Origin of the sequence: Streptomyces sp. NEAU-W12 (assembly GCF_026242095.1) — a bacterium.
GTDB lineage: Bacteria > Actinomycetota > Actinomycetes > Streptomycetales > Streptomycetaceae > Streptomyces.
Map to the genome: position 1 here is coordinate 40,989 of NZ_JAPJDM010000001.1, position 26,970 is coordinate 67,958.

The window sequence follows — 26,970 nt, forward strand, 5'->3', positions numbered from 1 at the left end:
GGCAGGGCAGGGGCTTACGGGCGGCGGATCGCGTCGACCGCGGCCGGTGCGGCCGTGCCGGCGGCCAGCTCGGTCTCCAGCAGCCGCTTGCCGAGGAGCTCCGGGTCGGGCAGCTCCATCGGGTACTCGCCGTCGAAGCAGGCGCGGCACAGGTTCGGCTTGGCGATGGTCGTCGCCTCGATCATGCCGTCGAGGGAGATGTACGCCAGGGAGTCGGCGCCCAGCGTCACACCGATCTCCTCGACGGACATGCCGTTGGCGATGAGCTCCGCGCGGGTCGCGAAGTCGATGCCGAAGAAGCAGGGCCACTTCACGGGAGGCGAGGAGATCCGGATGTGGACCTCGGCGGCGCCCGCCTCGCGGAGCATCCGGACCAGGGCGCGCTGGGTGTTGCCGCGCACGATCGAGTCGTCGACGACGACCAGGCGCTTGCCCTTGATGACTTCCTTGAGCGGGTTCAGCTTCAGGCGGATGCCGAGCTGCCTGATGGTCTGCGAGGGCTGGATGAACGTCCGTCCGACGTACGCGTTCTTGACCAGGCCGGCGCCGAAGGGGATGCCGGACGCCTCCGCGTAGCCGATGGCGGCCGGGGTGCCGGACTCCGGCGTCGCTATCACCAGGTCGGCCTCGGCGGGCGCCTCCTTGGCGAGGCGGCGGCCCATCTCGACGCGCGACAGGTAGACGTTGCGTCCGGCGATGTCGGTGTCCGGGCGGGCCAGGTACACGTACTCGAAGACACAGCCCTTGGGCTTCGCATCCGCGAATCGGGAGGAGCGCAGGCCGTTCTCGTCGATGGCGACGAACTCGCCCGGCTCGATCTCGCGCACATAGCTGGCGCCGCAGATGTCGAGGGCGGCGGACTCGGAGGCGATGACCCAGCCGCGCTCCAGGCGGCCGAGGACCAGCGGGCGGATGCCCTGCGGGTCACGGGCCGCGTACAGCGTGTCCTCGTCCATGAAGACGAGGCTGAAGGCGCCCTTGACCTGTGGGAGGACCGCGTGCGCGGCCTGCTCCACGGTCACCGGTTCGCCGTCGGCGGCGCGCTGGCCGGCCAGCAGGGCGGTGATCAGGTCGGTGTCGTTGGTGACCGCCGCCCGGGGGGCGCGGCCGTTCTCCTTGGGGAGGTCGGCGACCAGTTCGGCGAGCTCCGCCGTGTTGACCAGGTTGCCGTTGTGACCGAGCGCGATGGATCCCTGCGCGGTCGCGCGGAAGGTGGGCTGGGCGTTCTCCCACACGGAGGCACCGGTGGTCGAGTAGCGGGCGTGACCGACCGCGATATGACCCTGGAGCGAACCGAGCGAGGTCTCGTCGAAGACCTGGGACACCAGGCCCATGTCCTTGAAGACGAGGATCTGGGAGCCGTTGCTGACCGCGATACCCGCGGATTCCTGGCCCCGATGCTGGAGGGCGTAGAGCCCGAAGTACGTGAGCTTGGCGACCTCTTCGCCCGGAGCCCAGACACCGAAGACGCCGCAGGCGTCCTGGGGGCCCTTCTCTCCGGGGAGCAGGTCGTGGTTGAGTCGTCCGTCACCACGTGGCACGCCACCGAGTGTAGGCGAGGTCGAGTGCTGGTCCGAATTGGCTACGCGGCCCCCTCTGCGGGTCATCCGGTGGCGAAGGCTTCGACGGTTGTCCCGTTTTCGCTGGTCAGCGTCATGTTCCGGTGGTCCACCCGATAGCTGAGCGTGGTGTCGAAAAGCCGCAGCAGCCGCTTCTCGGCCTCCATGAGTGAGTCTTCGCACACCATTCGGGTCGTGGCGGGCGTGCCGAGGGTGATATGGCCGTCGCGGACGGTGGCGTCGGCGTTCGCCCGGTTGCAGCCGAGGCTGCCGGAGACGGTGCCCTTCTCCTCGTCGAAGGTGAGGTGGGCACGGCCCGCGGCGTCGGGGGAGGTGATCCTCCACTCCGTGCCGTACAGCGGAGTGTTCCCGCCGCCCCTGCTGAGGCGGACGGTGTCGCCGCCCTCGGAGGTGAGGGTGAGGCGGTCGTTGCCGGGCTCGGTCCGAAGGGCCCCGTCCGTGAGGGTTTTCCCGAGCAGGTGCTCGAAGTCCATGAGCGGTTCGTCGCAGGCCTTGACGGTGGTCTCGACGGCGGCGAACCGGACGCGGTCGCCGTCGAGGGCGGCATCGGCCCGGAAGCCGTTGCAGCCGTAGTGCCCCTCGGCCTTTCCGCCCTCGCTCAGGGTCATGTACGCGTCGGAGGTGGCGCGGTGGGTGGTGCCGTCCACGGTGACGCTGTCGACGGTCCAGCGGATGCCGGTGACCGGCTTCTCTGCCCCGGCGGACCCGCTGCCCGCGCCCGCCTGTTCGTTGCCACAGGCCGCCGCGAACGGGACGAGCACGGCTGCGGCCACCGCCAGGGGCATGCGCTGCTGCTGCTTTTGCCTGTACATGTTGATTCGACGGGAGGAGGGAGGAGCCGGCTCCCCTTTCCCGGTGAGCCCGGCGGGCTCACCGGGTCAGCGGCAGGTACGGCCCGAGGTCCGCCCGCTCCCCGCTCGCGCCGACCGTGCCGTCCGCCACCGCGTCCCGCCATGCCGTGCGCCCGGTGGCCAGGCGGATCCAGGTCAGCGGGTCGGTCTCGACGACGTTGGGCGGGGTGCCCCGGGTGTGCCGCGGCCCCTCCACGCACTGGACGACCGCGTACGGCGGGATCCGCACCTCCGTCGAACCGCCGGGCGCCTTCGCGGCGAGCGTGTCGGCCAGCAGCCGGGTGCACGTGGCCAGGGCCTGCCGGTCGTAGCGGACGTCGAGGCCGGGCACGGCGGCGTCCAGGTCGTCGGTGTGGACGACGAGCTCGACGGCGCGGGTGACCAGGTAGTCGGTGAGGGTCATGGCGCCGGCCGGCAGCGCGAGGAGGCGGTGGGGCGGGGCGGCGGCGAGGTGCCGGGCCAGGTCCTCCTCGGTACGGGCGAGCAGGGCGTCGAGGTCGGGGGTCGCCCCGGCGAGCTCCCGGGATTCCCCGGCGGCGGCACCGGCGTGGGCGGCGGTCGCGGCGGGGTGGTCCGGCAGCGCGAGTCGGGGCTTCGCCGGCTCGTCCCGCTCCAGGGCCCGGCCGACGCTCGCGACGGTCAGGGACAGGTGCGCGATCAGCTCCCGCACGGTCCGGTCGCCGAGGCGGGTGGGCAGGGCGAGCTGCTGCTCGTCCAGGGAGTGGACCGCCTGTCGTACGTTCTTGAGCTGGGCCAGTACGGCGGCCCGGGTCCTGGCGGGGTCGTAGGAGCGGGTGCGCTTCTTGGCCGGGGGCATGGCGGCAGCCTATGCGGGGGTGACCGGCGCCGGTCCGGGGACGTCGAACACCTCGCCGCCCCGGGGGACGCCGATGCCGCGCCAGGTGAACGGGACGCCCCGCGCGGTGTCCGGGTCGGGCCCGTCCATCAGCTGGAAGTGCAGGTGGGGCTCGGAGGAGTTGCCCGAGTTGCCGCAGCGGGCGAGCACCTGTCCGGCCCGCACCCTGTCGCCCTCGCGGACGGTGAACGAGCCGCGCCGCACGTGCGCGTAGGCGGCATACGTCCCGTCGCCGAGGTCCAGCACCAGGTGGTTGCCGATGATCCGGTGGACGCCGCCCATCTCGCGCACCGAGCCCTCGACGAGCATCAGGTACAGCAGTGCGGGCAGCGAGGTGCGGCCGAGGTGGTCGCGCTGCCCGTCCGAGACCCGTACGACCGTGGCGTCGGCGACCGCCCGCAACGGGGCGTCGAACGCGGGGAAGTCGGTGGGGCGGCGGGCGAGCGGCCGCAGCGGGGAGAACGCGGGGCGGGCTCCCGGCTCGGGTTCGGCGACGACGTCGATGGCGTACGTCTGCCCGTAGGCGTGGACGCCGTGGCTCGGAGTGCGGTCGGCGGGGCTGTTCAGCGCGGACCAGCGGCCGGTCACGGGCGGCTCGACCTCGACGGGCGCACGCGCGACGCGCGGGTCGTCCGGGGCGCCGCCGCCCCACCGGTTGACCACGGTGATCAGGACGTAGGCCAGGAGCAGCGGCAGCAGGTTCCACAGGACCGGGTAGCCCCAGCCGAGGCAGATGTGGGCGGTCACCAGGGCGATGAAGCCCAGCTGCAGACCGCGGAAGACGGTCATGGCGAGTTTGCGTGCGGACATGGTTCCCCCTGGTCGTCGTGGGTGCGGCGCGGCCGGCCCGTCAGGGCCGCGCCGCGGACAGCACCACCAGCAGCGGTACGACCCGGCCGGGCGGCACCTCGTGACGGCCCCGGCCGGAGGTGTGCAGCCAGCCGGCGCCGGTGAGCCGGCTCAGGTGGTGGTAGATCTGGCCGGTCGTGCCGACCCCGTCCAGTTCGGCGAGTTCGGCGGCGGTGCGCCGGCCGCCGAGGATCTCGCGCAGCAGCCGCAGCCGGACCGGGTGGCCGAGGGCGGCGAGCGGCTCGGCGGCGGCCGGCCAGTCGTCGTCGAGCAGTCCCCCGGTGAGGGCGGCGTGCTGCCATTCGTACTGCTCACCGGTCGGCAGCCGGACCGCGCCGGTGAACAGCACGCCCCCGTCGGCCGCCGTCAGCTCGGCGAGCTGGTTCTTCAGCCCCTCCAGCGCCCAGAAGTCGCCCTCGCCGAGGCGGGGTGCGCCGCGGCGCTCCGCTTCCAGGTCCGTCAGCCGGCGTTCGAGGTCGGCGAGGCGCTCTTCGAGTTCCACGCGTTCGAGATTACGTAATTACGTAACCCCGCGCAAGAGTCGTCCGCCCCGTCCGCCCCCGCGCACGCCGAAGCCCTCCGCCCGGCGGACCGGGCGGAGGGCTTCGTACGGGGAGCGGAACGGCGGAAGGCGGGGGAATCAGGCCAGCAGGGCCGGGATCGTCCCCTCGTGGGTCTCGCGCAGCTCCGCGAGGGTGAGCGTGAACTCGCCCTGGAGCTCCACCGTGTCCCCGTCGACGACGCCGACGCGCGTCGCCGGGAGGCCGCGCACACCGCACATGTCGGTGAAGCGCGTCTCCTCGGAACGCGGCACGGCCACGACCGCGCGGCCGGCCGACTCGGAGAACAGGAGGGTGAACGCGTCCAGCCCGTCCGGTACGACGAGCCGCGCGCCCTTGCCGCCCAGCAGCGCCGACTCGACCACGGCCTGGACCAGACCGCCGTCGGACAGGTCGTGCGCGGAGTCGATCATGCCGTCGCGGGACGCGGAGATCAGGATCTCGGCGAGCAGCCGCTCGCGCTCCAGGTCGACCTCGGGCGGCAGGCCGCCGAGGTGGTCGTGGATCACCTGGGACCAGGCCGAGCCGCCGAACTCCTCACGCGTGTCGCCGAGGAGGTAGAGCAGCTGGCCCTCCTCCTGGAAGGCGACCGGCGTGCGCCGGGCCACGTCGTCGATGACGCCGAGGACCGCGACCACCGGGGTCGGGTGGATGGCGGCCTCGCCGGTCTGGTTGTAGAGCGAGACGTTGCCGCCGGTCACCGGGGTGCCGAGCTGCAGGCAGCCGTCGGCGAGACCGCGGACGGCCTCGGCGAACTGCCACATGACGGCCGGGTCCTCGGGCGAGCCGAAGTTCAGGCAGTCGGAGACGGCGAGCGGCTTCGCGCCGGTCGTCGCCACGTTCCGGTAGGCCTCGGCGAGCGCCAGCTGCGCGCCCGTGTACGGGTCCAGCTTGGCGTACCGGCCGTTGCCGTCGGTGGCGATGGCGACACCGAGGCCGGTCTTCTCGTCGACGCGGATCATGCCGGAGTCCTCGGGCTGGGCGAGGACGGTGTTGCCCTGGACGAAGTGGTCGTACTGCTGGGTGATCCACTGCTTCGAGGCCTGGTTGGGCGAGCCCACCAGCTTCAGGACCTGGTCCTTCAGCTCCTCGGAGGTCGCCGGGCGGGGCAGCTTGCCGGCGTCGTCGGCCTGGAGCGCGTCCTGCCAGTCGGGGCGGGCGTAGGGGCGCTCGTAGACCGGGCCGTCGTGGGCGACGGTGCGCGGGTCGACGTCGACGATCTTGCCGCCGTGCCAGTAGATCTCCAGGCGGTCGCCGTCGGTCACCTCACCGATGACGGTGGCGATGACGTCCCACTTCTCGCAGATCTCGAGGAAACGGTCGACCTTCCCCGGCTCGACCACCGCGCACATGCGTTCCTGCGACTCGCTCATGAGGATTTCCTCGGGAGACAGGGTCGAGTCGCGCAGGGGCACGTCGTCGAGGGTGACGCGCATGCCGCCGGAGCCGTTGGAGGCCAGCTCGGAGGTGGCGCAGGAGAGGCCCGCGGCGCCCAGGTCCTGGATGCCGACGACCAGCTTCTCGCGGAACGCCTCCAGAGTGCACTCGATGAGGAGCTTCTCCTGGAAGGGGTCGCCGACCTGCACGGCGGGGCGCTTGGCGGGCTTCCCCGTGCCGGAGGCACCGTCGGATGCAGCGTCGAAGGTCTCGCTCGCCAGGATGGAGGCGCCGCCGATGCCGTCGCCGCCGGTCCTGGCCCCGTACAGGATGACCTGGTTGCCCGCGCCGGACGCCTTGGCGAGGTGGATGTCCTCGTGCCGCATGACGCCGATGGCTCCGGCGTTGACCAGCGGGTTGCCCTGGTAGCAGGCGTCGAAGACGACCTCGCCGCCGATGTTCGGCAGGCCCAGGCAGTTGCCGTAGCCGCCGATGCCGGCGACGACGCCGGGCAGGACGCGCTTGGTGTCCGGGTGGTCGGCGGCGCCGAAGCGCAACGGGTCCACGACGGCGACCGGGCGGGCGCCCATCGCGATGATGTCGCGGACGATGCCGCCGACGCCGGTCGCGGCGCCCTGGTAGGGCTCGACGTAGGACGGGTGGTTGTGCGACTCGACCTTGAAGGTCACCGCGTAGCCCTGGCCGACGTCGACGACACCGGCGTTCTCGCCGATGCCGACGAGCATCGCGTCGGACTGCGGGGCCTTCTCGCCGAACTGGCGGAGGTGGACCTTGGAGGACTTGTACGAGCAGTGCTCGGACCACATCACCGAGTACATGGCGAGCTCGGCGCCGGTCGGGCGGCGGCCGAGGATCTCCACCACTCGCTCGTACTCGTCCTTCTTGAGGCCGAGTTCGGCCCAGGGCAGCTCGACGTCGGGGGTCTTCGCCGCGTGCTCGACCGTGTCCAGAGGCGTCCGGCTCATGCGTTGACCAGCTTCTTGAGGATCGAGGTGAAGAACGGGAGGCCGTCGGTGCGGCCGGTGCCGATCAGCGGCTCGACGGCGTGCTCGGGGTGCGGCATCAGACCGACGACGTTGCCCGCCGCGTTGGTGATGCCGGCGATGTCGTTGAGCGAGCCGTTGGGGTTGCCGTAGCCGTCGGCGGCCTCGCCGCCGGTGACGTAGCGGAAGGCGACGCGGCCCTCGGCCTCGAGCTCGTCCAGCGTGCGCGCGTCGGCGACGTAGCGGCCGTCCATGTTCTTCAGCGGAATGCTGATCTCCTGCCCGGCGGTGTAGTCGCCGGTCCAGGCGGTGTCCGCGTTCTCCACCCGCAGCTTCTGGTCACGGCAGATGAAGTGCAGGTGGTCGTTGCCCAGCATGCCGCCGGGGAGCAGGTGCGCCTCGGTGAGGATCTGGAAGCCGTTGCAGATGCCGAGGACGGGCAGTCCCGCCTTCGCCTGCTCGATGACGGTGTCCATCACCGGCGAGAAACGGGCGATGGCCCCGGCGCGCAGGTAGTCGCCGTAGGAGAATCCGCCGCAGAGCACCACGGCGTCGACCTGGTGGAGGTCCTTGTCCTTGTGCCACAGGGCGACCGGCTCGGCACCCGCGAGCCGGATCGCGCGCCGGCTGTCACGGTCGTCGAGGCTGCCCGGGAAAGTGACGACGCCGATACGAGCGGTCACTTCACGGCCTCCGCGACTTCCTCGACCCTGACGGTGAAGTCCTCGATCACGGTGTTGGCGAGGAAGGATTCCGCAAGATCGTGGATGCGGGCGAGCGCGGTCTCGTCGACCGGCCCGTCAACTTCCAGTTCGAATCGCTTTCCCTGGCGGACGTCCGAGATCCCTTCGAATCCCAGCCGCGGCAGTGCGCGCTGCACCGCCTGGCCCTGGGGGTCGAGGATCTCCGGCTTGAGCATGACGTCGACTACGACGCGTGCCACTGGCACTCCCGGTGTGTGGTGCTGAGCAGGTTCCTTCAGACTACCCGTACAAAATTTCTACGCGAGTAGAGTTGGAGGAATCTACGTGACCCCGATCACGATTCGGCATCTCGGGGAGGCCTGCGGGAAAAGATCCGGGAAAGATCCGCGTTCTGTCGCGCATCTCTATTGCGCACAGGACACGCGGACAGATTTAGTCGAGCTCCACCATGCAATGCCGGGCACTGTACAAATGAATTGTCATTAGCAGATACTTTGCCCGATAACAGGCGAACAGCCGACATCTCAGCGACGCCCCGGCACGTCATCACGGACGTCGACAGAGGTGTCGCACGAAGGGACCGATATTCGTGGCGCAGAAGGTCGTGGTCACTCTCTTTGACGACATCGACGGCTCGGAAGCGGCGGAAACGATCGCCTTCGGACTCGACGGCAAGTCGTACGAGATCGACCTGAACGAAGACAACGCCGACGGGCTGCGGAAGGCGCTCGCGCCCTACGTGGAGGCCGGCCGCAAGCGTTCCCGCTCGGGACGGACGTACAAGCAGACGGAGGTCGCCCCCGACCCGGCGGCCGTGCGCGCCTGGGCCCAGTCGAACCAGATGAACGTCCCCGCGCGCGGGCGGATCCCCAAGCGGGTCTACGAGGCGTTCGCCGCGGCGCGGTGAACGCCCTGCGGGCCGGGCCGTGATCACCTCCGGTGGTCGGGGCCCGGGCGGGCCCGCCCGGGCGGGCGGGCGGGGGCCCCCCCGCCGGGGGGGCGGGGCCCGGGGGCGGCCCCCCGGGGCGGGCGGCCGGGTCCCGACGCGCCGGGACCCGGCCGGCCATCGGCCCCCCGGAACAGCCGACTTGCGCAACACCCCCGCTGATCAGCTAGAGTCTGGAGCACGCCGAGGGGCAAGGCCGAAAGGCCCGGCTCACGGAGTACATGCGGGTGTAGTTCAGTAGTAGAACATCCCCCTTCCAGGGGGAAGGCGCAGTGTGCAATTCCTGTCACCCGCTCTGCGCAGCCGTACCGGTCGGCCGAGTCGATCAGGTAGGCTGGTGCTCGCACCGACCGGTGAAGCCGGTCGGAGGCAATGCGGACGTAGCTCAGCTGGTAGAGCGCAACCTTGCCAAGGTTGAGGTCGCGAGTTCGAACCTCGTCGTCCGCTCGGGAATCAGACCCCGGTCCATGGGACCGGGGTCTTTTCGTGTGCCCCGTGTCACCGGCCCGCGTCCTCCGCGCTCCCGGCGGTGCCGGCCGTCTGACATTTGTCATCCCGGGTGATGACAGCGTGCACTGCTGTCCGGCCCGTACGGGCGGAATGATCGAAGCATGCGAGCAAACGGACACGAACACGTGATTGAGGTCACCGACCTGCGCCGTGTGTACGGGGGCGGGTTCGAGGCCGTGCGCGGGGTCAGCTTCTCCGCACGGCGGGGGGAGGTCTTCGCGCTGCTGGGCACCAACGGCGCGGGCAAGACCTCCACCCTCGAACTGCTGGAGGGTCTCGCGGCACCGACGGCCGGGCAGGTCAGGATCTTCGGGCACGACCCGTACACCGACCGCGCCGCCGTACGGCCCCGCACCGGCGTGATGCTCCAGGAGGGCGGCTTCCCGTCCGACCTGACCGTCACGGAGACCGCGCGGATGTGGGCCGGCGCCGTCAGCGGGGCCCGTCCGCCGCAGGAGGTGCTGCCGCTGGTCGGGCTGGGCGGCAAGGGCGACGTACGGGTCAAGCAGCTGTCCGGGGGTGAGCGGCGCCGCCTGGACCTGGCTCTCGCGCTGCTCGGTGACCCCGAGGTGCTGTTCCTCGACGAGCCGACCACCGGCCTGGACGCCGAAGGGCGCCGCGACACCTGGCGGTTGGTGCGGGAGCTGCGTGACAACGGCACCACCGTGCTGCTGACCACCCACTACCTGGAGGAGGCCGAGGCACTGGCCGACCACCTCGCGATCATGCACAAGGGACGCATCGCCACCACCGGCACACCCGCCGAGGTGACCGCCGCGCAGCCGTCCCGGATCACCTTCGAACTGCCCCAGGGCTACTTCCCCGGCGACCTGCCGCCGCTCGACGAGCTGGGCGTGACCGGCCACGAACTGGACGGACGGACCGTCAAGCTGCACACCCGTGAGCTGCAGCGGGCGGCGACCCGCCTGCTGGTGTGGGCCGAGCGGTCCGGAACGGAACTGAAGGGGCTGGACGTGCGCTCGGCGTCGCTGGAGGAGGCCTTCCTGGGCATCGCCCACGACGTCTCCGCGCGTGAGGACGCGCACGGAGCCTCGGCAGGCGAGGCGTCCACCACCACCGGAAGGGAGTACGCGGCATGAGCGGCACGGTCATCACGCCCGAGGGGGCGGCCGAGGGAACACGCGGCGGGGGCACAGGGGTCAGCACCCCCGCGGGCCGCGTACGGGCCCTCGCCCGCGCCGAGCTGACCCTGCTCGGGCGCAGCAAGGGCACGCTCTTCGCCGCGCTGTTCGTCCCGGCGGTGGTGCCGTTCAGCCTCCGCACGGCGGCCGACGAGATGGACCTCGCCGGAGCGGGGCTGAGCGTCGGCACACTGATCCTGCCCGCCACCATCGGTTTCTCCCTGCTGTTCGCCGTCTACGCGGCGCTCGTCGGCGTCTTCGTCACCCGGCGCGAGGAGCTCGTGCTGAAGCGGTTGCGCACCGGGGAGCTGCGGGACGTCGAGATCCTGGCCGCGTCCTCGCTGCCGTCCGCCGCGATCGGACTGGCGCAGTCGCTGCTGCTGGCGGTCGGCTGCACGCTCCTCCTGGACATGGCGGCGCCGAACGCCGTCCATCTGGCCGTTCTCGGGCTGCTGCTGGGTCTGGTGCTGAGCGCGGCACTCGCCGCCGCCACCGCGAGTTTCACCCGGACCACCGAGAGCGCGCAGGTCACCTCGATGCCGGTGATCCTGGTCTCGATGCTCGCCTCCGGCATGACCGTCCCTCTGGAGATCCTGCCCGAACGGCTGGCCTCCCTCTGCGAACTGCTGCCCTTCACCCCCGTCATGACCCTGGTGCGCGGCGGCCTCACCGGGAACCTGTCCGGCTCCGAGACGCTGTTCGCCCTGGCGACCGGTGTGGCCTGGACCCTGGTGTCGGTGTTTGCTGTACGCCGGTGGTTCCGCTGGGAACCGCGGCGCTGAGGCACGCGGACACGAAGGACGCGGGCGCGAGGGCGGACCGGAGAGCGGGGCGGGCGAGGACATGGGCAGGCCGGGCGGGGACATCCGCGGGCCGGGGCGCTGGTGGCGGCGCAAGAGCACCCCGGCGAAGGTCGAGGCGTACACGCGGTGGTCGTTCCACTTCATGGTGCTGGTCGAGTTCGTGACGGCCGGCGGGCAGCTTCTCGGACTGCTCGTGCGGGGCGAGCACCCCGGAGCGGGCGGGCCGGGAGCGGCGACTGCGCTGATGGTGCTCGTCGCCGGGCACTGCGTGCTCTGCGGCGTGATCGCCTCGCGGTCGCTGGACTGGCAGCGCGGGCGGCGGGCGAAGCCGGTGCGGCTGCTGTGGGCCCTCGGGGTCGTCACCGCGGCCGTCGCGACGGCGGCCGTCTCGCTCGTCGAACACGACCGGGCGGGCCGGGACGCCGACGGAACGGCCCTCGGGGTCTACGTGGTCGTCCTGGCCTTCGGCGCGGGAACGATCACGCTCGGCCTGCGCGACCGACGGCGGATGCTCGCCTCTCCCACGGGCTTCGCCGCGGGCTCGGGACTGGTAGCCTCCGCCTTCGGCATGGCCGCCCCCAGCGCGCTGATCGTCGCGGCGGTGGTCCTGCTCAGCGCCGGGTTCGTCACCGCCACCTACGTCCTCTCGCTCTGGCTGCTCAACGTCGTCCACGAGCTCGACGAGGCCCGCGAGACCCGTACCCGGCTCGCCGTCGCGGAGGAGCGGCTGCGGTTCGGGCGGGACCTGCACGACGTCATGGGCCGCAACCTCGCCGTGATCGCGCTCAAGAGCGAGCTGGCCGTCCAGCTGGCCCAGCGCGAACGGCCGGAGGCGGTGACACAGATGGTCGAGGTGCAGCGGCTGGCCCAGGAGACCCAGCGGGAGGTGCGTGAGGTCGTACGCGGCTACCGCGAGGCCGATCTGAACAGCGAACTCGCGGGCGCGAAGGGGGTGCTGACCGCGGCCGGCATCGACTGCACGGTCACCGGCCCCCCGGTCGGACTCCCGGCACAGGTGCAGTCCGCGCTGGGCTGGGTGGTACGGGAGGCGGCGACCAACGTGCTGCGGCACGGCGACGCGCGGCAGTGCGCGGTGGACCTACGGGTACGGGAGGGGCGTGCGGTGCTGACGGTGGACAACGACGGGGTGCCGGACGGCGCCGGTGGGCCGGGCAAGGGCTCCGGCCTCGTCGGACTGCGCGAGCGGCTGGCGGAGATCGGCGGCACACTGCGGGCCGGACCGACCGGGGACGGGCGGTTCCTGCTGACTGCGGAGGTGCCGTCGTCGGCGCCCGCGGGGCCAGGAGCGGCGGCGGGACCGAGGGCCGGGGTGGTGGCGCCGAGGACCGCCGGATCCCCTGCGCCCACGGGTCCTGGGGCACGGACGGCGGCACCCGGCTCCACGGACTTTGGAAACGAGGTCACCCCATGACGACGACACCGCCCGGGCCCGTCCGGCTGCTGCTCGCCGACGACGAGCATCTGATCCGGGGGGCGCTCGCCACCCTGTTGTCCCTGGAGGACGACCTCCTGATCGTCGCCGAGGCGGCCTCCGGACCGGAGGCGCTGGCGATGGCGCGGGCGCACACCCCCGACGTCGCCGTACTGGACCTGCAGATGCCCGGCGCGGACGGTGTGAAGGTCGCCACAACGCTGCGGGCGGAACTCCCCGGCTGCCGCGTGCTGATCGTGACCAGTCACGGGCGTCCCGGACATCTGAAGCGGGCCCTCGCGGCAGGGGTGCGCGGCTTCGTCCCCAAGACCGTCAGCGCACAGCACCTCGCGGAGATCATCCGCACCGTGCACGCGGGAAACCGTTACGTGGATCCCGAGTTGGCGGCCGACGCGATCGCCGCCGGTGACTCGCCGCTGACCTCGCGTGAGGCCGAGGTGCTGGAACTCGCGGCCGACGGGGCACCCGTGACGGAGATCGCGGAGCGGGCCGCGCTGTCCCAGGGGACCGTACGGAACTACCTGTCGTCCGCCGTCACGAAACTCGGTGCGGAGAACCGGCACGCCGCAGTGCGGCTCGCACGCGAGCGGGGTTGGGTATAGTTGCTCTCGCGCCACGGCGCATGCGGACGTAGCTCAGCTGGTAGAGCGCAACCTTGCCAAGGTTGAGGTCGCGAGTTCGAACCTCGTCGTCCGCTCGGGCAACAGGAAGACCCCGGTCCAATGGACCGGGGTCTTCCTCGTGCGCACCGGGCGCGGGGGCCGGGCGGTGCGGCACGCACGGGGACGGCCCGGCTCCGGGCGTCAGCTCCAGGGGACGCCCGTCAGACGCTCGTACGCCTCCACGTACTTCGCCCGGGTCGCGTCCACGACGTGCTGCGGCAGCGCCGGCGGGGGCTGCTCGCCCGCCCGGTCCCAGCCCGACTCGGCGGAGGTCAGCCAGTCCCGCACGTACTGCTTGTCGTACGACGGCTGCGCGTGGCCCGGCTCCCACTGCTCGGCCGGCCAGAAGCGGGAGGAGTCCGGGGTGAGCACCTCGTCCGCGACGACCAGTGTGTCGCCGTCGAAGCCGAACTCGAACTTGGTGTCCGCGAGGATGATCCCCCGCTCCCGGGCGATGTCGCGGGCCCGGGTGTACGCGGCGAGGGTGGTCTGCCGCAGCCGCGCCGCGGTCTCCGCGCCGACCTGGCGGGCGACCTCCTCGTAGGAGACGTTCTCGTCGTGCTCGCCGACGGCGGCCTTGGTGGCCGGGGTGAAGATCGGGGCGGGCAGTTCCGATCCGTCCACCAGCCCCTCGGGGAGCGCGAGGCCGCAGACCGTACGGGTCTCCTGGTACTCGGCGAGGCCCGAGCCGGTGAGGTAGCCGCGGGCCACGCACTCCACGGGAGCCATCCGCAGCGACTTGCAGACGAGGGTGCGGCCCTCCCAGTCGGCGGGGGCACCCGCGGGGAGCTCGGTGCTCAGGACGTGGTGCGGGACCAGGTCGGCGAGCTGGTCGAACCACCAGAGGGAGAGCCGGGTGAGGATCCTGCCCTTGTCCGGGATCTCGGTCGGCAGCACCCAGTCGTAGGCGGAGACGCGGTCACTGGCGACCATCACGAGGTCACCCGCCTCGTTCCGGTACAGCTCGCGCACCTTTCCGGTGTGCAGATGCACCAGACCCGGAACCTGGATCGGCTCGGGCTTCTCGACGAATCCGGACACGGTTCCTCCGCGTGTTTCACAGCAACAGACAGGGCGCCCGCGGGGCTCGCACGGGGTGGGAGACGGCGGGACGGGTGCCTCCGATTGTCCCGCACGAACCGCGGCGCCCGCCGGTCGGGGCGGGGTGGTTCGTGCGGTCGGGTCAGTCGCTCTTGCAGATGCGGTCGAGGAGGTTGGCGGTGGCGCGCTGGATGCGCGGGTCGGTCCGGCCGGGGCGGCCCAGGGCCGGGGGCCAGGCGAGCGTGCCCGACGCGAAGACCCAGGCACCGGAGGGCGCCCGGTAGAGCGAGGTCTCCTGGTGCCGTCCGGCGCCCGCCCGGTCGGTGTACGGGGAGTGTGCGAGCAGCACCCGCTCCTCGTGCTCGGGCAGCGGGGTACGCGGGAAGTAACGGTCGGCCCCGTCGGCGACCAGCCCTTCGATCCCGTCGCCCTCGAAGGCCCCGGTCGCCTCCCACAGCCAGTGACCGGCGTTGCGCACGACGAGCGGGTGCGGCACGGGGACCTCTCCGGCGTACTGGACGCCGATCAGCTGCTGTTCCGCGCGGTCCGTCTCCCGCCACAGCGCAGGTCTGCCCGGCACCCCGCGGTCCGGCACCCCGCGGTCCGGCACCCCGCGGTCCGGCACCCCGCGGTCCGGGGCCCCGCGGTCCGGGGCCCCGCGGTCCGGGGCCCTGCGGTCCGGACCCCGGCGTCTGCCGCTGCGGCAGGTCAGCAGGCGGTCGGGGGCTCCGGACGGAGAGGGCGCGAGCTCCACCCGTCCGTACAGGGTCCGGGCGGAGAGGAAGACGAGGGAGGTGCCGTGGGCGCGGGCGTGTTCCGCGGTGCCGCGCATGGCCTGGGACCAGTACGCGTCGGGGCCGGGGAAGACCAGGCCCTTGTAGCGGGTGGGATCGACCCGGCCGGCGTGCAGGTCGCGGGCGTCCGCGTAGGCGAGATCGTAGCCGTAGCGCTCGGCCCAGCGGATGACGTCGTAGGCGTGACCGGCGTACGGGGGCAGGCCGGCACCCGCGTACGGACGGTCGAAGGAGACGGTGGTCGTGATGCGGGCGTCGGCGTCGGCTTCGGCGTCGGTCGTGCCCGACCCGTCGGCCCCCGGGTACCGGTTGTGGAGCTGCCAGGTGATGTCGGGCAGGACGACGAGCAGGTCGGCCGGGCGGTGGTCGCGGACCGTGAAGGGGATCCGGGAGCGGTGGCGGCCGTCGGCGGTGGTCAGGACGGCCACGTGGGCGCCGGTGTTCCAGTCCGGCGGGACCGGCAGCCGCCAGGACAGCCACCAGTGGTGACAGGAGACCGTCCGGTCGGCGGTGAGCGGTGGGGGCTGCGCGATGCCGGCGAGCCGGGGACTGGACATGATCCGGGTGGCGCCCCGGCCGTCGTAGTGGCCGACGCGGTGGACGTCGACGCGGAACTCCTGGGGCGGGTCGACGGCGACGTGGAAGTCGATCGTCTCTCCGGGGGCCACCCCGCCGGTGGAACTGAACCCCTCGATCCGGCGGTGCCCCTGCTGCACGCCCATGGTCGCTCCCCTCCCGCAGGCCCCGTCGCCGGCGGTCAGCAATGTGCTTGTCGTGTGTCGCAAGCCCTGGCCAAGGAGCTCGATCAGCCCAAGCACATCACATTGCGCACGCGCCGCGTCACCCTTCGTCGTGAACCGGCCAAAAGCGGAAGATCCGGTTCCGGTGAGGGCCGGGAGGGCGAGCCGGCTTCCCCGCCCGTCCGGCTCAGACGAGCCGGACCGGCTTCTCCGGGCGTATGCCCTGCCGGGCCAGCCACAGGCGGAGGGCTGTGGGGTCACCCTCCTCGATCAGCGTCATGACCTGCGCGAGCAGGTCCGTGACGCGTACGCCGCCCACGAGGAGGGACGGTCCGTCGAGCCAGTCGAGCCCGGGGGTCGCGCCCGCGGTGTCCATGGCGGCACAGCAGACCATCGCCGTGATGTGGTCGGCGAGCAGTTCGCGGCCGGTGCGCGAGGGCTGGAGGGGGAGCAGGGGCAGCGCCCGGTCGTCCCGGAGGAAAGCGGGGTCCGTCGGCGCGGGCGGCAGGGCCGGGGTGATCGGGGTGCCCGGACCCGTCGGGGGCGTCGGAGCGCTCGCGGCCGGGGCCGCCGCGGCCCGCGCGGTGGCCGCCGCTGCCTCGCGGGCCACCGCGGCGCTGATACGGGCGGCCAGGGCGACGCTGCGCGGGGTGGTGCCGGCGAGGTCCTCGTCGTCGCCCGGCTCCGCTCCGGCGACGGGGGCGGCTTCCCGGTCCCGTCGTGCCCTGCGTTCTCCGCGTTCTCCGTGGGCGGGCGGAAACGCGTGCGGCGGGGGTTGCGCGGGGGAGCCCGGTTCCGGGCGCGGTCGCGGGCCGGGGTCCGTCAGGTGGTCGAGGACGCGGGAGAGCGTCGGGCCGTCGGGGCCCGGGCTGTCCGCGCCGACGGCGGGGCTTACGCCGAGTGCGTCCAGGACGCGGTGCAGACGGGCCGCGTCCGTACGCCACTTGCGGTCGACGACCTCCTCCGGGTAGTCGCCCCAGTGGACCGGCGACCAGTCCGGTCCGCGTCCGGCGGGACCGCCGTGGAAGAGCCGGGCGGCGAGCAGGGAGGTGGCCTCGTCCACCGTGCCGGGCTCCTCGAGCAGATCACAGGCGGGCCGCTCGCCGAGGCGGGAGGCGAACCCCTCGGCCAGCCGGTCCCGGCGGGACAGCTCGGTGAGCGCGGCCACCACCCCCGCGTTGAGCCGCGAGGGCCAGCGGCCCATCCGCCAGGCGGGCAGCGCGACCCGGGTGAGCAGCCGGTCCCAGCCCGCGTACGCCAGCCCCACCTGCTCCTGGGCGACGATCCGCAGCCCGTAGTCCACCACCTGGGCACGCTCGGCCGCCGCCGCGGCGACCCTGCGCTCCATCTCGGCCGCATGGCCCCGGCAGCTGCGCAGCAGCACCCGCGCGACCCAGCCGAGGCCCGCGAACACCGCGCGGAACACCGGCCCGCGCCGGTGCTCCGCGGTCACCGCCACCGCCGCGTCGAGACCGCGGACGAAGCGCCGGGCGGCGGCTATGTCCGGATGCGCCGAAGGCCCCGTACCGGCGACGACCGGTGCGAGGACCGCGCGCAGCTCGCCGACGCGCATCCACCACAGGAACGGGGAGCCGATCACCAGCACGGGCGCGGCGACGGCCCGGTGGCGCGGATGCCGGCCCGCGCCCGCCGTGGCGCCGTGCTCCCCGGCGGGCGGAGGGCTGCCGTGCGCCGGATGGGTGCGGTCCTCCAGCCAGCTGTCGCAGTCGGGGGTGAGCTCTATCGCGGAGGGGGCGGGGACGCCCAGCCGGTCGGCGAGGTCACGCACCATCCGGTACAGGTCCGGGGCGGTCTCCTCGGCGACCGCGACCGTCGGAGTCATCGCGGGCCGGGCGCGGGCGACGACCAGGGCGACCCCGGCGGCGGCGCACAGGACCAGTACGGCGAGCGGGGTGAGCGTCCAGCGGGCGAGGTCCCAGCCGATGCCGGTGAAATGGCCGGTGGGGACGCCGACGAGCAGGATCACGGCGGCGGCCGCGGGCAGCAGGGCGACGGCCAGTGCCCTGCCGCGCAGGCGCAGCACCGCGAGCGCCCGTGAACGCGCGGTCTGCGTGCTCGCCTCACTGCCCATGCCGCCTCCGCTCATGCCCCGCCTCGCCCCCTCCCGACGGTCCTGACGCTGTCCCGGCGTTGTCCACTCCCCCACTGTGGCACCCGTCACCGACATCGCAATGTCGGTGGGCCAAGTGCCGGAACGCTTGCGCGGCACCCTAGTTGGGGTTCCGGCCCTCGTCAGCCGGATACCGCATCGGTCACCCGATGGAATGGCTTAGGGCAAAGGTGGAGGACGGAGGGCAAGGATCGGGCCCCGGATCCTGAGACGGATCCGGAGCCCCTGGGGTTTCGTGCCGTTCGTGGTGCGGCCCGACGCGCGTGCCCGGCCGACCTGCGCCGGAGCACGCACAGCAACGCCCACGCGCCCTGCGCCGCCTCGGCCGCCTACGCGCCCTGCGCCGCCTCGGCCGCTTCCGCGGCGATGTCCGTACGGTGCTGGGAACCGTCGAGGCGGATGCGGGCGACCGCGCGGTAGGCACGGTCGCGGGCCTCGGCGAGATCCTCGCCGGTCGCCGTGACGGACAGCACCCGGCCGCCCGCGCTGACGATCGCGTCGCCCTCACGCCTCGTCCCCGCGTGCAGCACGTACGCGTGCGGGGCGTCCTGCGCGGCGACCTCCTCCAGGCCGGTGACCGGGTCGCCGGTGCGCGGGGTGCCGGGGTAGTTGTGCGAGGCGACGACGACCGTGACGGCGGCGTCGTCGCTCCAGCGCAGCGGCTCGATGTCGGCGAGGTTTCCGGTGGCGGCGGCCATCAGCACCCCGGCCAGCGGGGTCTTCAGGCGGGCCAGCACGACCTGCGTCTCGGGGTCGCCGAAGCGGGCGTTGAACTCGATCACGCGGACACCGCGCGAGGTGATCGCGAGACCGGCGTAGAGCAGACCGGAGAACGGGGTTCCGCGCCGCCGCAGCTCGTCGACGGTCGGCTGGAGCACCGACTGCATGACCTCGTCGACCAGCTTCGGATCGGCCCACGGCAGCGGGGAGTACGCCCCCATGCCGCCGGTGTTGGGGCCCGCGTCGCCGTCCAGCGCGCGCTTGAAGTCCTGGGCGGGCCTCAGGGGCAGCACGGTCACGCCGTCGGTCACGGCGAAGAGGGAGACCTCGGGGCCGTCCAGGTACTCCTCGATGACGACCTGCTCGCAGGCGCCGGCGTGCGCCTTGGCCTCCTCGATGTCGTCGGTGACGACCACCCCCTTGCCGGCGGCGAGCCCGTCGTCCTTGACGACGTACGGCGTACCGAAGGCGTCGAGGGCGGTGGCGGCCTCCTCGGGAGTCGTACAGACGTACGAACGTGCCGTGGGTACGTCCGCTCCCGCCATGACGTCCTTCGCGAAGGCCTTGGAGCCCTCGAGCTGCGCGGCCTCCTTCGAGGGGCCGAAGGCGGGGATGCCCGCGTCGCGCACGGCGTCGGCGACACCGGCGACGAGGGGGGCCTCCGGGCCGACCACGACGAGGTCCGCGCCGAGCCGTGTGGCCAGCGCGGACACGGCCGCGCCGTCCAGCGCGTCGACCTGGTGCAGCTCGGCGACCTCGGCGATACCGGCGTTGCCGGGGGCGCAGTGCAGCGCGGTGACGTCGGGATCGAGGGACAGGGAACGGCACAGGGCGTGTTCGCGGGCACCGCTGCCGATGACGAGGACCTTCACGGGGGTCAGCCTAACGGGATCCGGGGAATTCGCTTTGTGCGGGCTTCCGAAGGACCGGGGCGAGGCGGTTCGTGGTTTCCTCCCACCCGGACGGGGGGCCGGGCCCCCCCCCCCCCCGGGGCCGCCCCCCCCCCCCCCCCCACCGGGCGGCCCCCCGGGCCCCCCCCGGCCGGGTCCCCCGAGCCGCCGAGCCACTGAGCCGGTTCACTCCTTCACCCGTTCACTCACTCGCCCGTTCACCCGTTCACCCGTTCACTCGTTCGTGATCTCCTCGACCACCGTCGCGCCCAGCTCCCGGACGATCAGTTCCTTACCGGAGAGGGCGGACTCGTCCAGGTCGGGATCGTCGTCCTCCGGGACGTCGTCCTCGGGAGAGACGGGGGGCGGCGGCTCCGGGGCGTAGGGCCGGGGGGCCGGGGCGGGAGCAGGCCCGGGCGCGGAGGCGGCCGACGGGGCACCGCCCGACTGCGCGGAGGCGGAAGGACCGGCCGGGGCAGCCGGGCCCGAGGGACCCGAAGCGTTCGAGGGAGTCGGCGGCTGGGAGGCACCGGGACGCTGACCGGCGCCGCCGCCCGCACCGCCGTACCCGCCGCCCGCGCTCCCTGCGCCGTACCCCGCACCGCCCCCGCCGCCACGGCCTCCCACGGGACTGCCGACCGGGGCCGGGGCCGCCGCACCGCCCCCGGAGGGGTCGACCACGGCCTCGATCTTCCACTGCACGTTGAACTGCTCGGCCAGGGCCTGGCGCAGCACGTCCTCGCTGCCGCTGCTCAGGAAGTTGTCCCGCGCGCCCGAGTTCACGAAGCCGATCTGGAGGGTCGTCCCGTCGAACCCGGTCACCTGGGCGTTCTGGCTGAGCAGGATCCAGGTGAAGCGACGACGGTTCTTGACCACCTCCAGGATGTTCGGCCAGATCGTCCGGGGGTCGAGCCCGCCGCCTCCGGAGGACGTGGGGGCCGACGGGTGCGGAGGTGTGGACGCGGGCGCGGGCGCCGGGGTGCCGGGGGCGGGGGTGCTCGGAGCGGCGGTCGCAGAGGCCGGAGCCTGTCCTCCGCCCGCAGCGGCAGCCGTGGGCCAGCCACCGGGCCGCCGCCCGCTCCCGGCGGAGGCTGCGGTGGGCCAGGCGCCGGGAGCGGGCGCACTGGGTGCAGGCGGCGCAGACTCGCTCGATACCGCGGCCGGAGCGGGTGCGGGAGCGGGTGGCGGAGCCGGAGCAGCCGCCGGAGCCGGTACAGGCTGCTGCGACTGAGGCTGAGGCTGAGACTGGTCCGGCGTCGGTACCGGCGCGCCCTGCCCCCGTACCGCCGCCCGGGCCGCGGCCGGACCGCCCCCCGGCGGAACCGGCGCCTGCGGCCGGCCCTCCTGAGCGGCCGGCGGAACCGGAGACCCACCCCCATCGCCGTGCCCCTCGCCGCCGGGCGCGTACCCCATGGCGGGCATACCCGCTGCGGCGCCGCCCGCCGAGAAGTTCACGCCCCGCTCGATCCGGTCCAGGCGGGCCATGACCGACCGCTCGTCGCCGTACGCGGCGGGCAGCAGCACGCGCGCGCAGATCAGCTCGAGCTGGAGCCGGGGCGAGGTGGCGCCCCGCATCTCGGTGAGCCCCTCGTTGACGAGGTCGGCGGCACGGCTCAGCTCGGCGGCGCCGAAGACGCCGGCCTGGGCCTGCATCCGCTCGACGACGTCGGCGGGAACGTCGATGAGCCCCTTCTCGGCGGCGTCCGGAACCGCGGCGAGAATCACCAGGTCCCGGAGCCGCTCGAGCAGATCGGTGACGAAGCGGCGCGGGTCGTTGCCCCCCTCGATCACATGGTCGACGACCTCGAAGGCCGCGGCACCGTCCCCCGTGGCGAAGGCCTCGACCACGGAGTCGAGCAGCGAGCCGTCCGTGTACCCGAGCAGGGAGGTGGCCATGGCGTACGTCACGCCGTCGGGCCCCGCGCTGGCGAGCAGCTGGTCCATGACGGACATCGAGTCACGCACGGACCCTGCGCCGGCCCGCACGACGAGGGGCAGCACCCCGTCCTCGACGGGACTGTCCTCCCGCCGGCACACCTCACCGAGGTAGTCCCTCAGGACCCCGGGCGGCACCAGCCGGAACGGATAGTGATGGGTACGCGACCGGATCGTCCCGATGACCTTCTCGGGCTCGGTGGTCGCGAAGATGAACTTGAGGTGCTCCGGGGGCTCCTCGACGACCTTGAGCAGGGCGTTGAAGCCCTGCGGGGAGACCATGTGGGCCTCGTCGATGATGTAGATCTTGTACCGGCTGCCCGCGGGCCCGAAGAACGCCTTCTCACGCAGGTCACGGGCGTCGTCCACACCACCGTGGGACGCGGCGTCGATCTCGATGACGTCGATCGAACCGGGCCCGCCCCGCGCGAGGTCCTGACAGGACTGGCACTGGCCGCACGGCGTCGGCGTGGGACCCTGCTCGCAGTTCAGGCACCGGGCGAGGATGCGCGCGCTGGTCGTCTTGCCGCAGCCGCGCGGCCCGCTGAACAGGTACGCGTGATTGACCCGGTTGTTCCGCAGCGCCTGCTGCAACGGGTCGGTGACATGCTCCTGCCCGATGACCTCGGCGAACGACTCCGGGCGATAGCGGCGGTACAGCGCGAGAGACGACACGTCTACGAGGTTATAGGCGCCCGCCGACAACCCACCCCGCCCGCGGCGCCGCGCCGACGATCCGGACGCCGGGAACGCGAACGCCCCCCACGCACCCGCCAGAGCCAACCTACCCTTGCTGCCTTCCGGCCCTGGGGGAGTTCAGTCAGATAGCGCCGCGTGAGGGGCTGCGCAAAGGCTACCCCATGTCGCGGGGTGGGAACGAGTTCGCGAGCACCGCCCTCGGTCATGTAATGTTCCCGGCGGAGGATTCGCCTAGAGGCCTAGGGCGCACGCTTGGAAAGCGTGTTGGGGGCAACCCCTCACGAGTTCGAATCTCGTATCCTCCGCCAGTGCCTCACCGGGCACGAAGTCGAAGGGCCCCACCGCTTGCGGTGGGGCCCTTCGACGTTGGCCAACTGCCGATCGGTGCTCAGATCTGCACCACGTGCACGTCCTGGGCATCCAGTGCCTTCAGATAGGCGTCGAGGTCGGCCGGATCACTGGTGAAGACCACGGCACTGCCGTGTCGGGCGGCTGTGAGAGCCACCAGGGCATCCACAGCGTCCGGCCGCTTCTTCGGGGGCAGCTCTGCCGCACCGAGTGCGCTTCCGATGCGTTGCCATTCGGTGATGTCAGGACCGGTGGCGCACATGATGCAGGCCGTCTGCCCCACACTGGTAGGGCGCATGGCTGGGGCCGAACTACGCGCCTGAGGCACCGTGCAATCCTTCATCACCCCGGTCAGGGCATGCACCGTGGCGGGGCTGGGCCGCCAGACCTGTGCCAGTACCGGTCCGAGCACGAGCGCCCGATGCGGCGTCTCCCGAAGGCCGGCATGCAGACGCACGGCCTTCGCCTTGCGGTCCGCGAGCGCGATCAGCATGCCGGTGTCGTAGACCGGCACCCGGACAGTCACGCCGCGTTACCGGATCGGGTAGCAGGACCCTCGGCACCATAGATGAGCCCCATAGCCTCCTGCACCTCCTGCCGCTCCTGCTCCGTGAGGTCGTCGTCGGCGACTTCAGGCAGCGGTGCCAGTGCGGCAGCCTCCGCCTCAGCTGCCGCGATCACCGCGTCAAGTCGGGCGAACTGGGCCTCCGCCGCTTCCGCCTCGGCCATCTGCCGGGTCGCAGCGTTGACGAGATAAGCGGACACATCCATTCCAGCCCGCTCCGCGTGGGTCCGGATGCGCTCGGCATGCTCACTGTCCAGGCTGATACTGATCCTCGTCTTCGGCATACCAGCAGTGTATGACGCGTATTACGACCTCGCCAAGCATTCCGCCTGAGCAAGGCCGACAACTCAAGCTGCCTTGACTCGATCACGACTGCCCGACTCTGCCCGACAAGACTCGTGGTCTCAGTTCTGGTCTCATTCACCTCTGTACGACGCCATCCGAATGGGCGGCAGTCTCCTGAACCGTCGCAGGTCATTACGCACCTGATCGTCTCCGGACGTCCGGACGAAGACGTGGAAAGCGCGTTGGGGGCAACCCCTCACGAGTTCGAATCTCGTATCCTCCGCCAGTGCCTCACCGGGCACGATGTCGAAGGGCCCCACCGCTTGCGGTGGGGCCCTTCGACATCGATGCTCTCAGTTTTGGTCTCAGTTCCGGCTATCGCCCGTTGAGGACGGCCCGGCACACGTTGCAGTACATGGCGGCGTTCCGGCCGTATCGCCGCATCAGCTGGCCGCAGCCTGCACACAGCCCGAGTTCTCACGGCGGGCATCCCAGCGCGGCAGAGGCGGCAGCCCGCTCGACATCAGTGATCCGCATCGGATCGCGGGAGCGCTGGACCGGCATGCGGGGCAGCGTGAAGCCGCCGGTCGGTTGATCGAGATCACGAAAGGGCCGGCCGTCGCTGACGAACCGGCCGCCCTCTCCCGCTCGGCAGGTGCGGTCGATCTCCTGCTCGGCGAAGGTCATCACGTCGTCCTCGTCTTCGGCCGGGGCCGTGGGGACCGGGGCCTCCTCGCCGATGAGCTCCTGCCACAGGACACGGTCGTCGGCCGACACCCGCATGTACCGGCCGGCGCGGCCGTTCCCTCGACTGGGCACGTGGACCGGGACGCTCTCGCCCGTCGCGCTCTGCGGGACCAGCTCCTCGATGTGGACGGGCTTCCGCTCCGGCAGACACAGCGCGGGCACGAACCAGTCCGCGTGAAACGCGCCACAGCGGCCGGCGCCCTCACTCGCCGTCACGCCGCTGCACCCGGTCTGCTCGGCGGGTACATCTCTCCGGCTCACGTTCTTGCGCAGTACGTAAACGATGCCTCGCAGGGCCGCGCGGTCGTCCGCCGGCAGGCGTCCGGGATACCGATGACGACGCGGCGGCCGGGGCGGCAGCAGCGGAGCGATACGTTCCCACAGATCATCAGACACAAGATCATCCGACACCTGGACCACTCTGCCGCCACCAGACCCGATCGCCGAGCCCTCACACCGAACTCATTCGGAAACGATCAGTGATGGGTGTCCGCGCCTTTGTCAAATGCATCCCTGTGTCGTTCGACTTCGGGGAGGTGGTCGGCGGTCCAGGCGCGCAGGATCGAGAAGGGCTCCTCAAGCGTGCGCCCCAGCGGCGTGATCCGGTACTCCACAGCAACGGGGCGTTGCGTCAGTACCCGGCGCTCGACGAGGCCGTTGCGTTCCAACCGTCGCAGTGCCTGCGTCAGCGATTTTTGAGTGACCCCATCGAGCTCTCTCTTGAGCTCGTTGAAGCGTCGCGGCTGCTGGCACAACGCGGCCAGCAGCAGGTGACCCCACTTGTCCAGCAGCTGATCCAGGAGCTCGCGCTGCGGGCCGACGATGGTCTCGTGACCGGCAGGATCTTCGCGGATACCAGGTTGCGTTGAAGTACCTTTCATGTACCAGGTATACCAGAGATACTGTCAATCCAAAGGAATCTCATGACCGAGCAGTCCCTGCCCAGCCTCAATGTCAAGCGCCAGGACGGAGTGCTGTGGGTCTCGATTGATGTTCCACCCGTCAACCTGATGACGGCGCAGCTCATGCTCGACCTGGACGCCGTCGCTGCATCGGCCGAGAATGATCCCGATCTGCACGTCATCGTGGTCCAGAGCGCCAATCCGGAGTTCTTCTTGGCGCACGGCGACCTGTCATTCGTGGAGGACCCCGCGACCTACGCCGCCCTCCCGATCGCGGAGGAGACGCTTGTCGGGACGGGCCCGATGATGCGGCTTCATGAACGCTGGCGGCGTCTGCCTCAGACCACCATCGCCAAAGTCGCGGGACTCGCCCGTGGCGGTGGATCCGAGCTGGTCTCCAGCCTGGATCTGCGATTCGCGGCCCTCGAGACTGCGGCGTTCGGCCAGTTCGAGGCACTGATCGGCATCGTCCCTGGAGCCGGTGCAACTGCCCACCTGCCCCGCCTCGTGGGTCGCGCTCGCGCTCTCGAGGTCGTGCTGACAGGCGGGCTCGTCGACGCGGCGACTGCCGAGCGGTGGGGATGGGTGAACCGAGCTCTGCCCGCCGCAGAACTGGACGAATATGTTGAGTGGGTCGCACTGACCATCGCGAATCTGCCCGCCGGTGTCCGCGCCGCGGCTACCGAAGCAATCGACGCGGTCGACGGCACGCTCGAGGACGCACTGCGCGCGGAAGACCGCCTGCTCGGCGAAACGTTCACCCCCGCGTCCGGAGAGCTTGCCCGGGCAGCACTCGCGGCCGGGGTTCACACGCGCGAGGTGGAGTTGGACATCGAAGAGGTGCTGCGCGCGAACCTCGTCCGACATTCGTAACGAGTCGCCCTGTACGGGTGGAGTGCAGAGGTTGTCCATACGGCCCGTTTGGTAATTCGGGTCGAATGACCGTACGGGCCGTCCCCAACTCTGTGAAGCTGATCGTTTCCGAATGAGTTCGGTGTGAGGGCTCGGCGATCGGGTCTGGTGGCGGCAGAGTGGTCCAGGTGTCGGATGATCTTGTGCCTGATGATCTGTGGGAACGTATCGCTCCGCTGCTGCCGCCCCGGCCGCCGCGTCGTCATCGGTATCCCGGACGCCTGCCGGCGGACGACCGCGCGGCCCTGCGAGGCGTCGTTTAGGTACTGCGCAAGAACGTGAGCCGGAGAGATGTACCCGCCGAGCAGACCGGGTGCAGCGGCGTGACAGCGTGACGGCGGTTGCGGAACTGGGCCGAGGCCGGGGTGTGGCCCCGCCTGCACGAAGTGCTCCTGGCCGAGCTGCGCAAGGCCGAGTTGCGCAAGGCAGGGCTGTTGGACATGGACGATGCTGCAATCGACGGCTCGCCCGTTCGGGCCCTCAAAGAGGGCTCACACCGGTCCTTCGCCGGTCGACCGCGCACGGCCGAGCAGCAAACACCACCTGCTCGTCGACCGACACGGCACCCCTCTCGCCGTCACCCTGACCGGCGGAAACAGGCACGATGTCACCCGGCTGACACCCCTACTGGACGCAATCCCCCGCATCCGAGGACTTCACGGACGACCGCGGCACCGGCCGGGCCGGCTGTTCGCCGACCGCGGCTACGACTACGACAAGTACCGCCGCATCCTCCGAGACCGCGGCATCACACCCAAGATCGCCCGCCGAGGTGTCCCGCACGGCTCCGGACCGGGCAAGACCCGCTGGGTCGTGGAACGGACCTTCGCCTGGCTCCACCAGTTCAAACGCCTGCGCATCCGCTACGAGATACGAGATACGCGCCGACCTCCACCTTGGCCTGCTCCAACTCGCCTGCAGCATCATCTGCCTGCGACGCCTACGAACCTCATTCTGAAACGAT

The 26,970-nt window shown here is 71.8% G+C and carries 23 protein-coding genes, 4 tRNA genes, 1 other RNA gene and 2 pseudogenes; 11 read left to right on the forward strand and 19 right to left on the reverse strand.

The features are described 5' to 3' along the window. Positions 1-14: 14 nt before the first annotated feature. The 8 genes from purF to purS form a co-directional block, all read right to left on the reverse strand. Positions 15-1,541 (reverse strand): amidophosphoribosyltransferase, encoded by a 1,527-nt coding sequence (purF, locus tag ORI94_RS00175; RefSeq protein WP_266071609.1) that lies wholly within the window; start codon positions 1,539-1,541, stop codon positions 15-17. A gap of 62 nt (positions 1,542-1,603) precedes the next feature. After that, positions 1,604-2,392, reverse strand: coding sequence for an META domain-containing protein (locus ORI94_RS00180; RefSeq protein ID WP_266071610.1), 789 nt, complete (start codon positions 2,390-2,392; stop codon positions 1,604-1,606). Positions 2,393-2,450: 58 nt separating this feature from the next. Then, positions 2,451-3,248 (reverse strand): maleylpyruvate isomerase family mycothiol-dependent enzyme, encoded by a 798-nt coding sequence (locus tag ORI94_RS00185; protein ID WP_266071611.1) that lies wholly within the window; start codon positions 3,246-3,248, stop codon positions 2,451-2,453. A 9-nt stretch (positions 3,249-3,257) separates the two neighbouring features. Further along, on the reverse strand, positions 3,258-4,097 hold the full coding sequence (locus tag ORI94_RS00190; protein WP_266071612.1) for a M23 family metallopeptidase: 840 nt from the start codon (positions 4,095-4,097) through the stop codon (positions 3,258-3,260). Positions 4,098-4,137: 40 nt separating this feature from the next. Continuing rightward, a complete protein-coding gene (locus ORI94_RS00195) occupies positions 4,138-4,638 on the reverse strand; it encodes an ArsR/SmtB family transcription factor (RefSeq protein ID WP_266071613.1) in 501 nt (166 codons plus the stop codon). Between the two features lie 138 nt (positions 4,639-4,776). Then, complete coding sequence (gene purL / locus ORI94_RS00200) at positions 4,777-7,059, reverse strand: phosphoribosylformylglycinamidine synthase subunit PurL (protein WP_266071614.1); 2,283 nt, start codon at positions 7,057-7,059, stop codon at positions 4,777-4,779. Beyond that, on the reverse strand, positions 7,056-7,760 hold the full coding sequence (purQ, locus tag ORI94_RS00205; protein ID WP_042175201.1) for a phosphoribosylformylglycinamidine synthase subunit PurQ: 705 nt from the start codon (positions 7,758-7,760) through the stop codon (positions 7,056-7,058). Before purQ ends, purL begins: the two co-directional genes overlap by 4 nt. Continuing rightward, positions 7,757-8,020: a phosphoribosylformylglycinamidine synthase subunit PurS gene (purS, locus tag ORI94_RS00210; RefSeq protein ID WP_042175198.1), complete on the reverse strand. Its 264-nt coding sequence runs from the start codon at positions 8,018-8,020 to the stop codon at positions 7,757-7,759. Before purS ends, purQ begins: the two co-directional genes overlap by 4 nt. A gap of 350 nt (positions 8,021-8,370) precedes the next feature. On the opposite strand from purS, the gene ORI94_RS00215 reads away from it, so the two are divergent. From ORI94_RS00215 to ORI94_RS00250, 8 genes are all read left to right on the forward strand, one after another. After that, positions 8,371-8,688 carry a histone-like nucleoid-structuring protein Lsr2 gene (locus ORI94_RS00215; RefSeq protein WP_266071615.1) on the forward strand — a complete coding sequence of 106 codons (318 nt, stop codon included), beginning with the start codon at positions 8,371-8,373 and terminating at the stop codon, positions 8,686-8,688. Between the two features lie 262 nt (positions 8,689-8,950). Further along, positions 8,951-9,022: transfer RNA gene (locus ORI94_RS00220), tRNA-Gly, on the forward strand. Positions 9,023-9,101: 79 nt separating this feature from the next. Beyond that, positions 9,102-9,174: transfer RNA gene (locus ORI94_RS00225), tRNA-Gly, on the forward strand. A gap of 164 nt (positions 9,175-9,338) precedes the next feature. Next, positions 9,339-10,337, forward strand: coding sequence for an ABC transporter ATP-binding protein (locus ORI94_RS00230; RefSeq protein WP_266071616.1), 999 nt, complete (start codon positions 9,339-9,341; stop codon positions 10,335-10,337). Next, complete coding sequence (locus ORI94_RS00235; RefSeq protein WP_266071617.1) at positions 10,334-11,161, forward strand: ABC transporter permease; 828 nt, start codon at positions 10,334-10,336, stop codon at positions 11,159-11,161. The genes ORI94_RS00230 and ORI94_RS00235 overlap by 4 nt, the downstream gene beginning before the upstream one ends. An 82-nt stretch (positions 11,162-11,243) precedes the next feature. Then, positions 11,244-12,614, forward strand: a complete 1,371-nt coding sequence (locus tag ORI94_RS00240; protein WP_266071955.1) for a sensor histidine kinase — start codon at positions 11,244-11,246, stop codon at positions 12,612-12,614. After that, the gene (locus tag ORI94_RS00245; protein WP_266071618.1) at positions 12,611-13,237 is read left to right on the forward strand and encodes a response regulator transcription factor; all 627 of its coding nucleotides are present in this window, start codon (positions 12,611-12,613) and stop codon (positions 13,235-13,237) included. The genes ORI94_RS00240 and ORI94_RS00245 overlap by 4 nt, the downstream gene beginning before the upstream one ends. 22 nt (positions 13,238-13,259) lie before the next feature. Beyond that, positions 13,260-13,332, forward strand: a tRNA-Gly gene (locus ORI94_RS00250). 106 nt (positions 13,333-13,438) lie between these two features. Here the strand turns inward: ORI94_RS00250 and ORI94_RS00255 are convergent. From ORI94_RS00255 to ffs, 6 genes are all read right to left on the reverse strand, one after another. Next, positions 13,439-14,338: a phosphoribosylaminoimidazolesuccinocarboxamide synthase gene (locus ORI94_RS00255; RefSeq protein WP_266071619.1), complete on the reverse strand. Its 900-nt coding sequence runs from the start codon at positions 14,336-14,338 to the stop codon at positions 13,439-13,441. 142 nt (positions 14,339-14,480) lie between these two features. Further along, positions 14,481-15,854, reverse strand: a complete 1,374-nt coding sequence (locus ORI94_RS00260; protein WP_266071620.1) for a N,N-dimethylformamidase beta subunit family domain-containing protein — start codon at positions 15,852-15,854, stop codon at positions 14,481-14,483. A gap of 205 nt (positions 15,855-16,059) precedes the next feature. Next, on the reverse strand, positions 16,060-17,979 hold the full coding sequence (locus tag ORI94_RS00265) for a hypothetical protein (RefSeq protein ID WP_266071621.1): 1,920 nt from the start codon (positions 17,977-17,979) through the stop codon (positions 16,060-16,062). A gap of 353 nt (positions 17,980-18,332) precedes the next feature. Next, a complete protein-coding gene (gene purD / locus ORI94_RS00270) occupies positions 18,333-19,595 on the reverse strand; it encodes a phosphoribosylamine--glycine ligase (protein WP_266071622.1) in 1,263 nt (420 codons plus the stop codon). Positions 19,596-19,847: 252 nt separating this feature from the next. Further along, positions 19,848-22,223 carry a DNA polymerase III subunit gamma and tau gene (locus ORI94_RS00275; protein WP_266071623.1) on the reverse strand — a complete coding sequence of 792 codons (2,376 nt, stop codon included), beginning with the start codon at positions 22,221-22,223 and terminating at the stop codon, positions 19,848-19,850. 73 nt (positions 22,224-22,296) lie between these two features. Next, an RNA gene (ffs, locus tag ORI94_RS00280) (signal recognition particle sRNA small type) lies at positions 22,297-22,395 on the reverse strand. Positions 22,396-22,467: 72 nt separating this feature from the next. Between ffs and ORI94_RS00285 the strand changes: the two genes are divergently transcribed. After that, a tRNA-Ser gene (locus ORI94_RS00285) sits at positions 22,468-22,555 on the forward strand. 80 nt (positions 22,556-22,635) lie between these two features. Here the strand turns inward: ORI94_RS00285 and ORI94_RS00290 are convergent. The 5 genes and pseudogenes from ORI94_RS00290 to ORI94_RS00310 all read right to left on the reverse strand — a co-directional run bounded on the left by ORI94_RS00290 (position 22,636) and on the right by ORI94_RS00310 (position 25,073). Beyond that, the gene (locus ORI94_RS00290; protein WP_266071624.1) at positions 22,636-23,109 is read right to left on the reverse strand and encodes a hypothetical protein; all 474 of its coding nucleotides are present in this window, start codon (positions 23,107-23,109) and stop codon (positions 22,636-22,638) included. Positions 23,110-23,117: 8 nt separating this feature from the next. After that, positions 23,118-23,444 (reverse strand): hypothetical protein, encoded by a 327-nt coding sequence (locus tag ORI94_RS00295; protein ID WP_266071625.1) that lies wholly within the window; start codon positions 23,442-23,444, stop codon positions 23,118-23,120. Between the two features lie 478 nt (positions 23,445-23,922). Then, positions 23,923-24,408: a hypothetical protein gene (locus ORI94_RS00300; protein WP_266071981.1), complete on the reverse strand. Its 486-nt coding sequence runs from the start codon at positions 24,406-24,408 to the stop codon at positions 23,923-23,925. Continuing rightward, positions 24,403-24,603 (reverse strand): annotated as a pseudogene (locus ORI94_RS00305) (transposase); the annotation flags it as partial. The gene ORI94_RS00300 and the pseudogene ORI94_RS00305, both read right to left, overlap by 6 nt. A gap of 65 nt (positions 24,604-24,668) precedes the next feature. Continuing rightward, complete coding sequence (locus ORI94_RS00310) at positions 24,669-25,073, reverse strand: winged helix-turn-helix transcriptional regulator (protein WP_266071626.1); 405 nt, start codon at positions 25,071-25,073, stop codon at positions 24,669-24,671. Between the two features lie 42 nt (positions 25,074-25,115). On the opposite strand from ORI94_RS00310, the gene ORI94_RS00315 reads away from it, so the two are divergent. Beyond that, positions 25,116-25,967, forward strand: coding sequence for an enoyl-CoA hydratase/isomerase family protein (locus ORI94_RS00315; protein ID WP_266071627.1), 852 nt, complete (start codon positions 25,116-25,118; stop codon positions 25,965-25,967). Positions 25,968-26,134: 167 nt separating this feature from the next. Beyond that, a pseudogene (locus ORI94_RS00320) lies at positions 26,135-26,964 on the forward strand (IS5 family transposase). Positions 26,965-26,970: the final 6 nt, after the last annotated feature.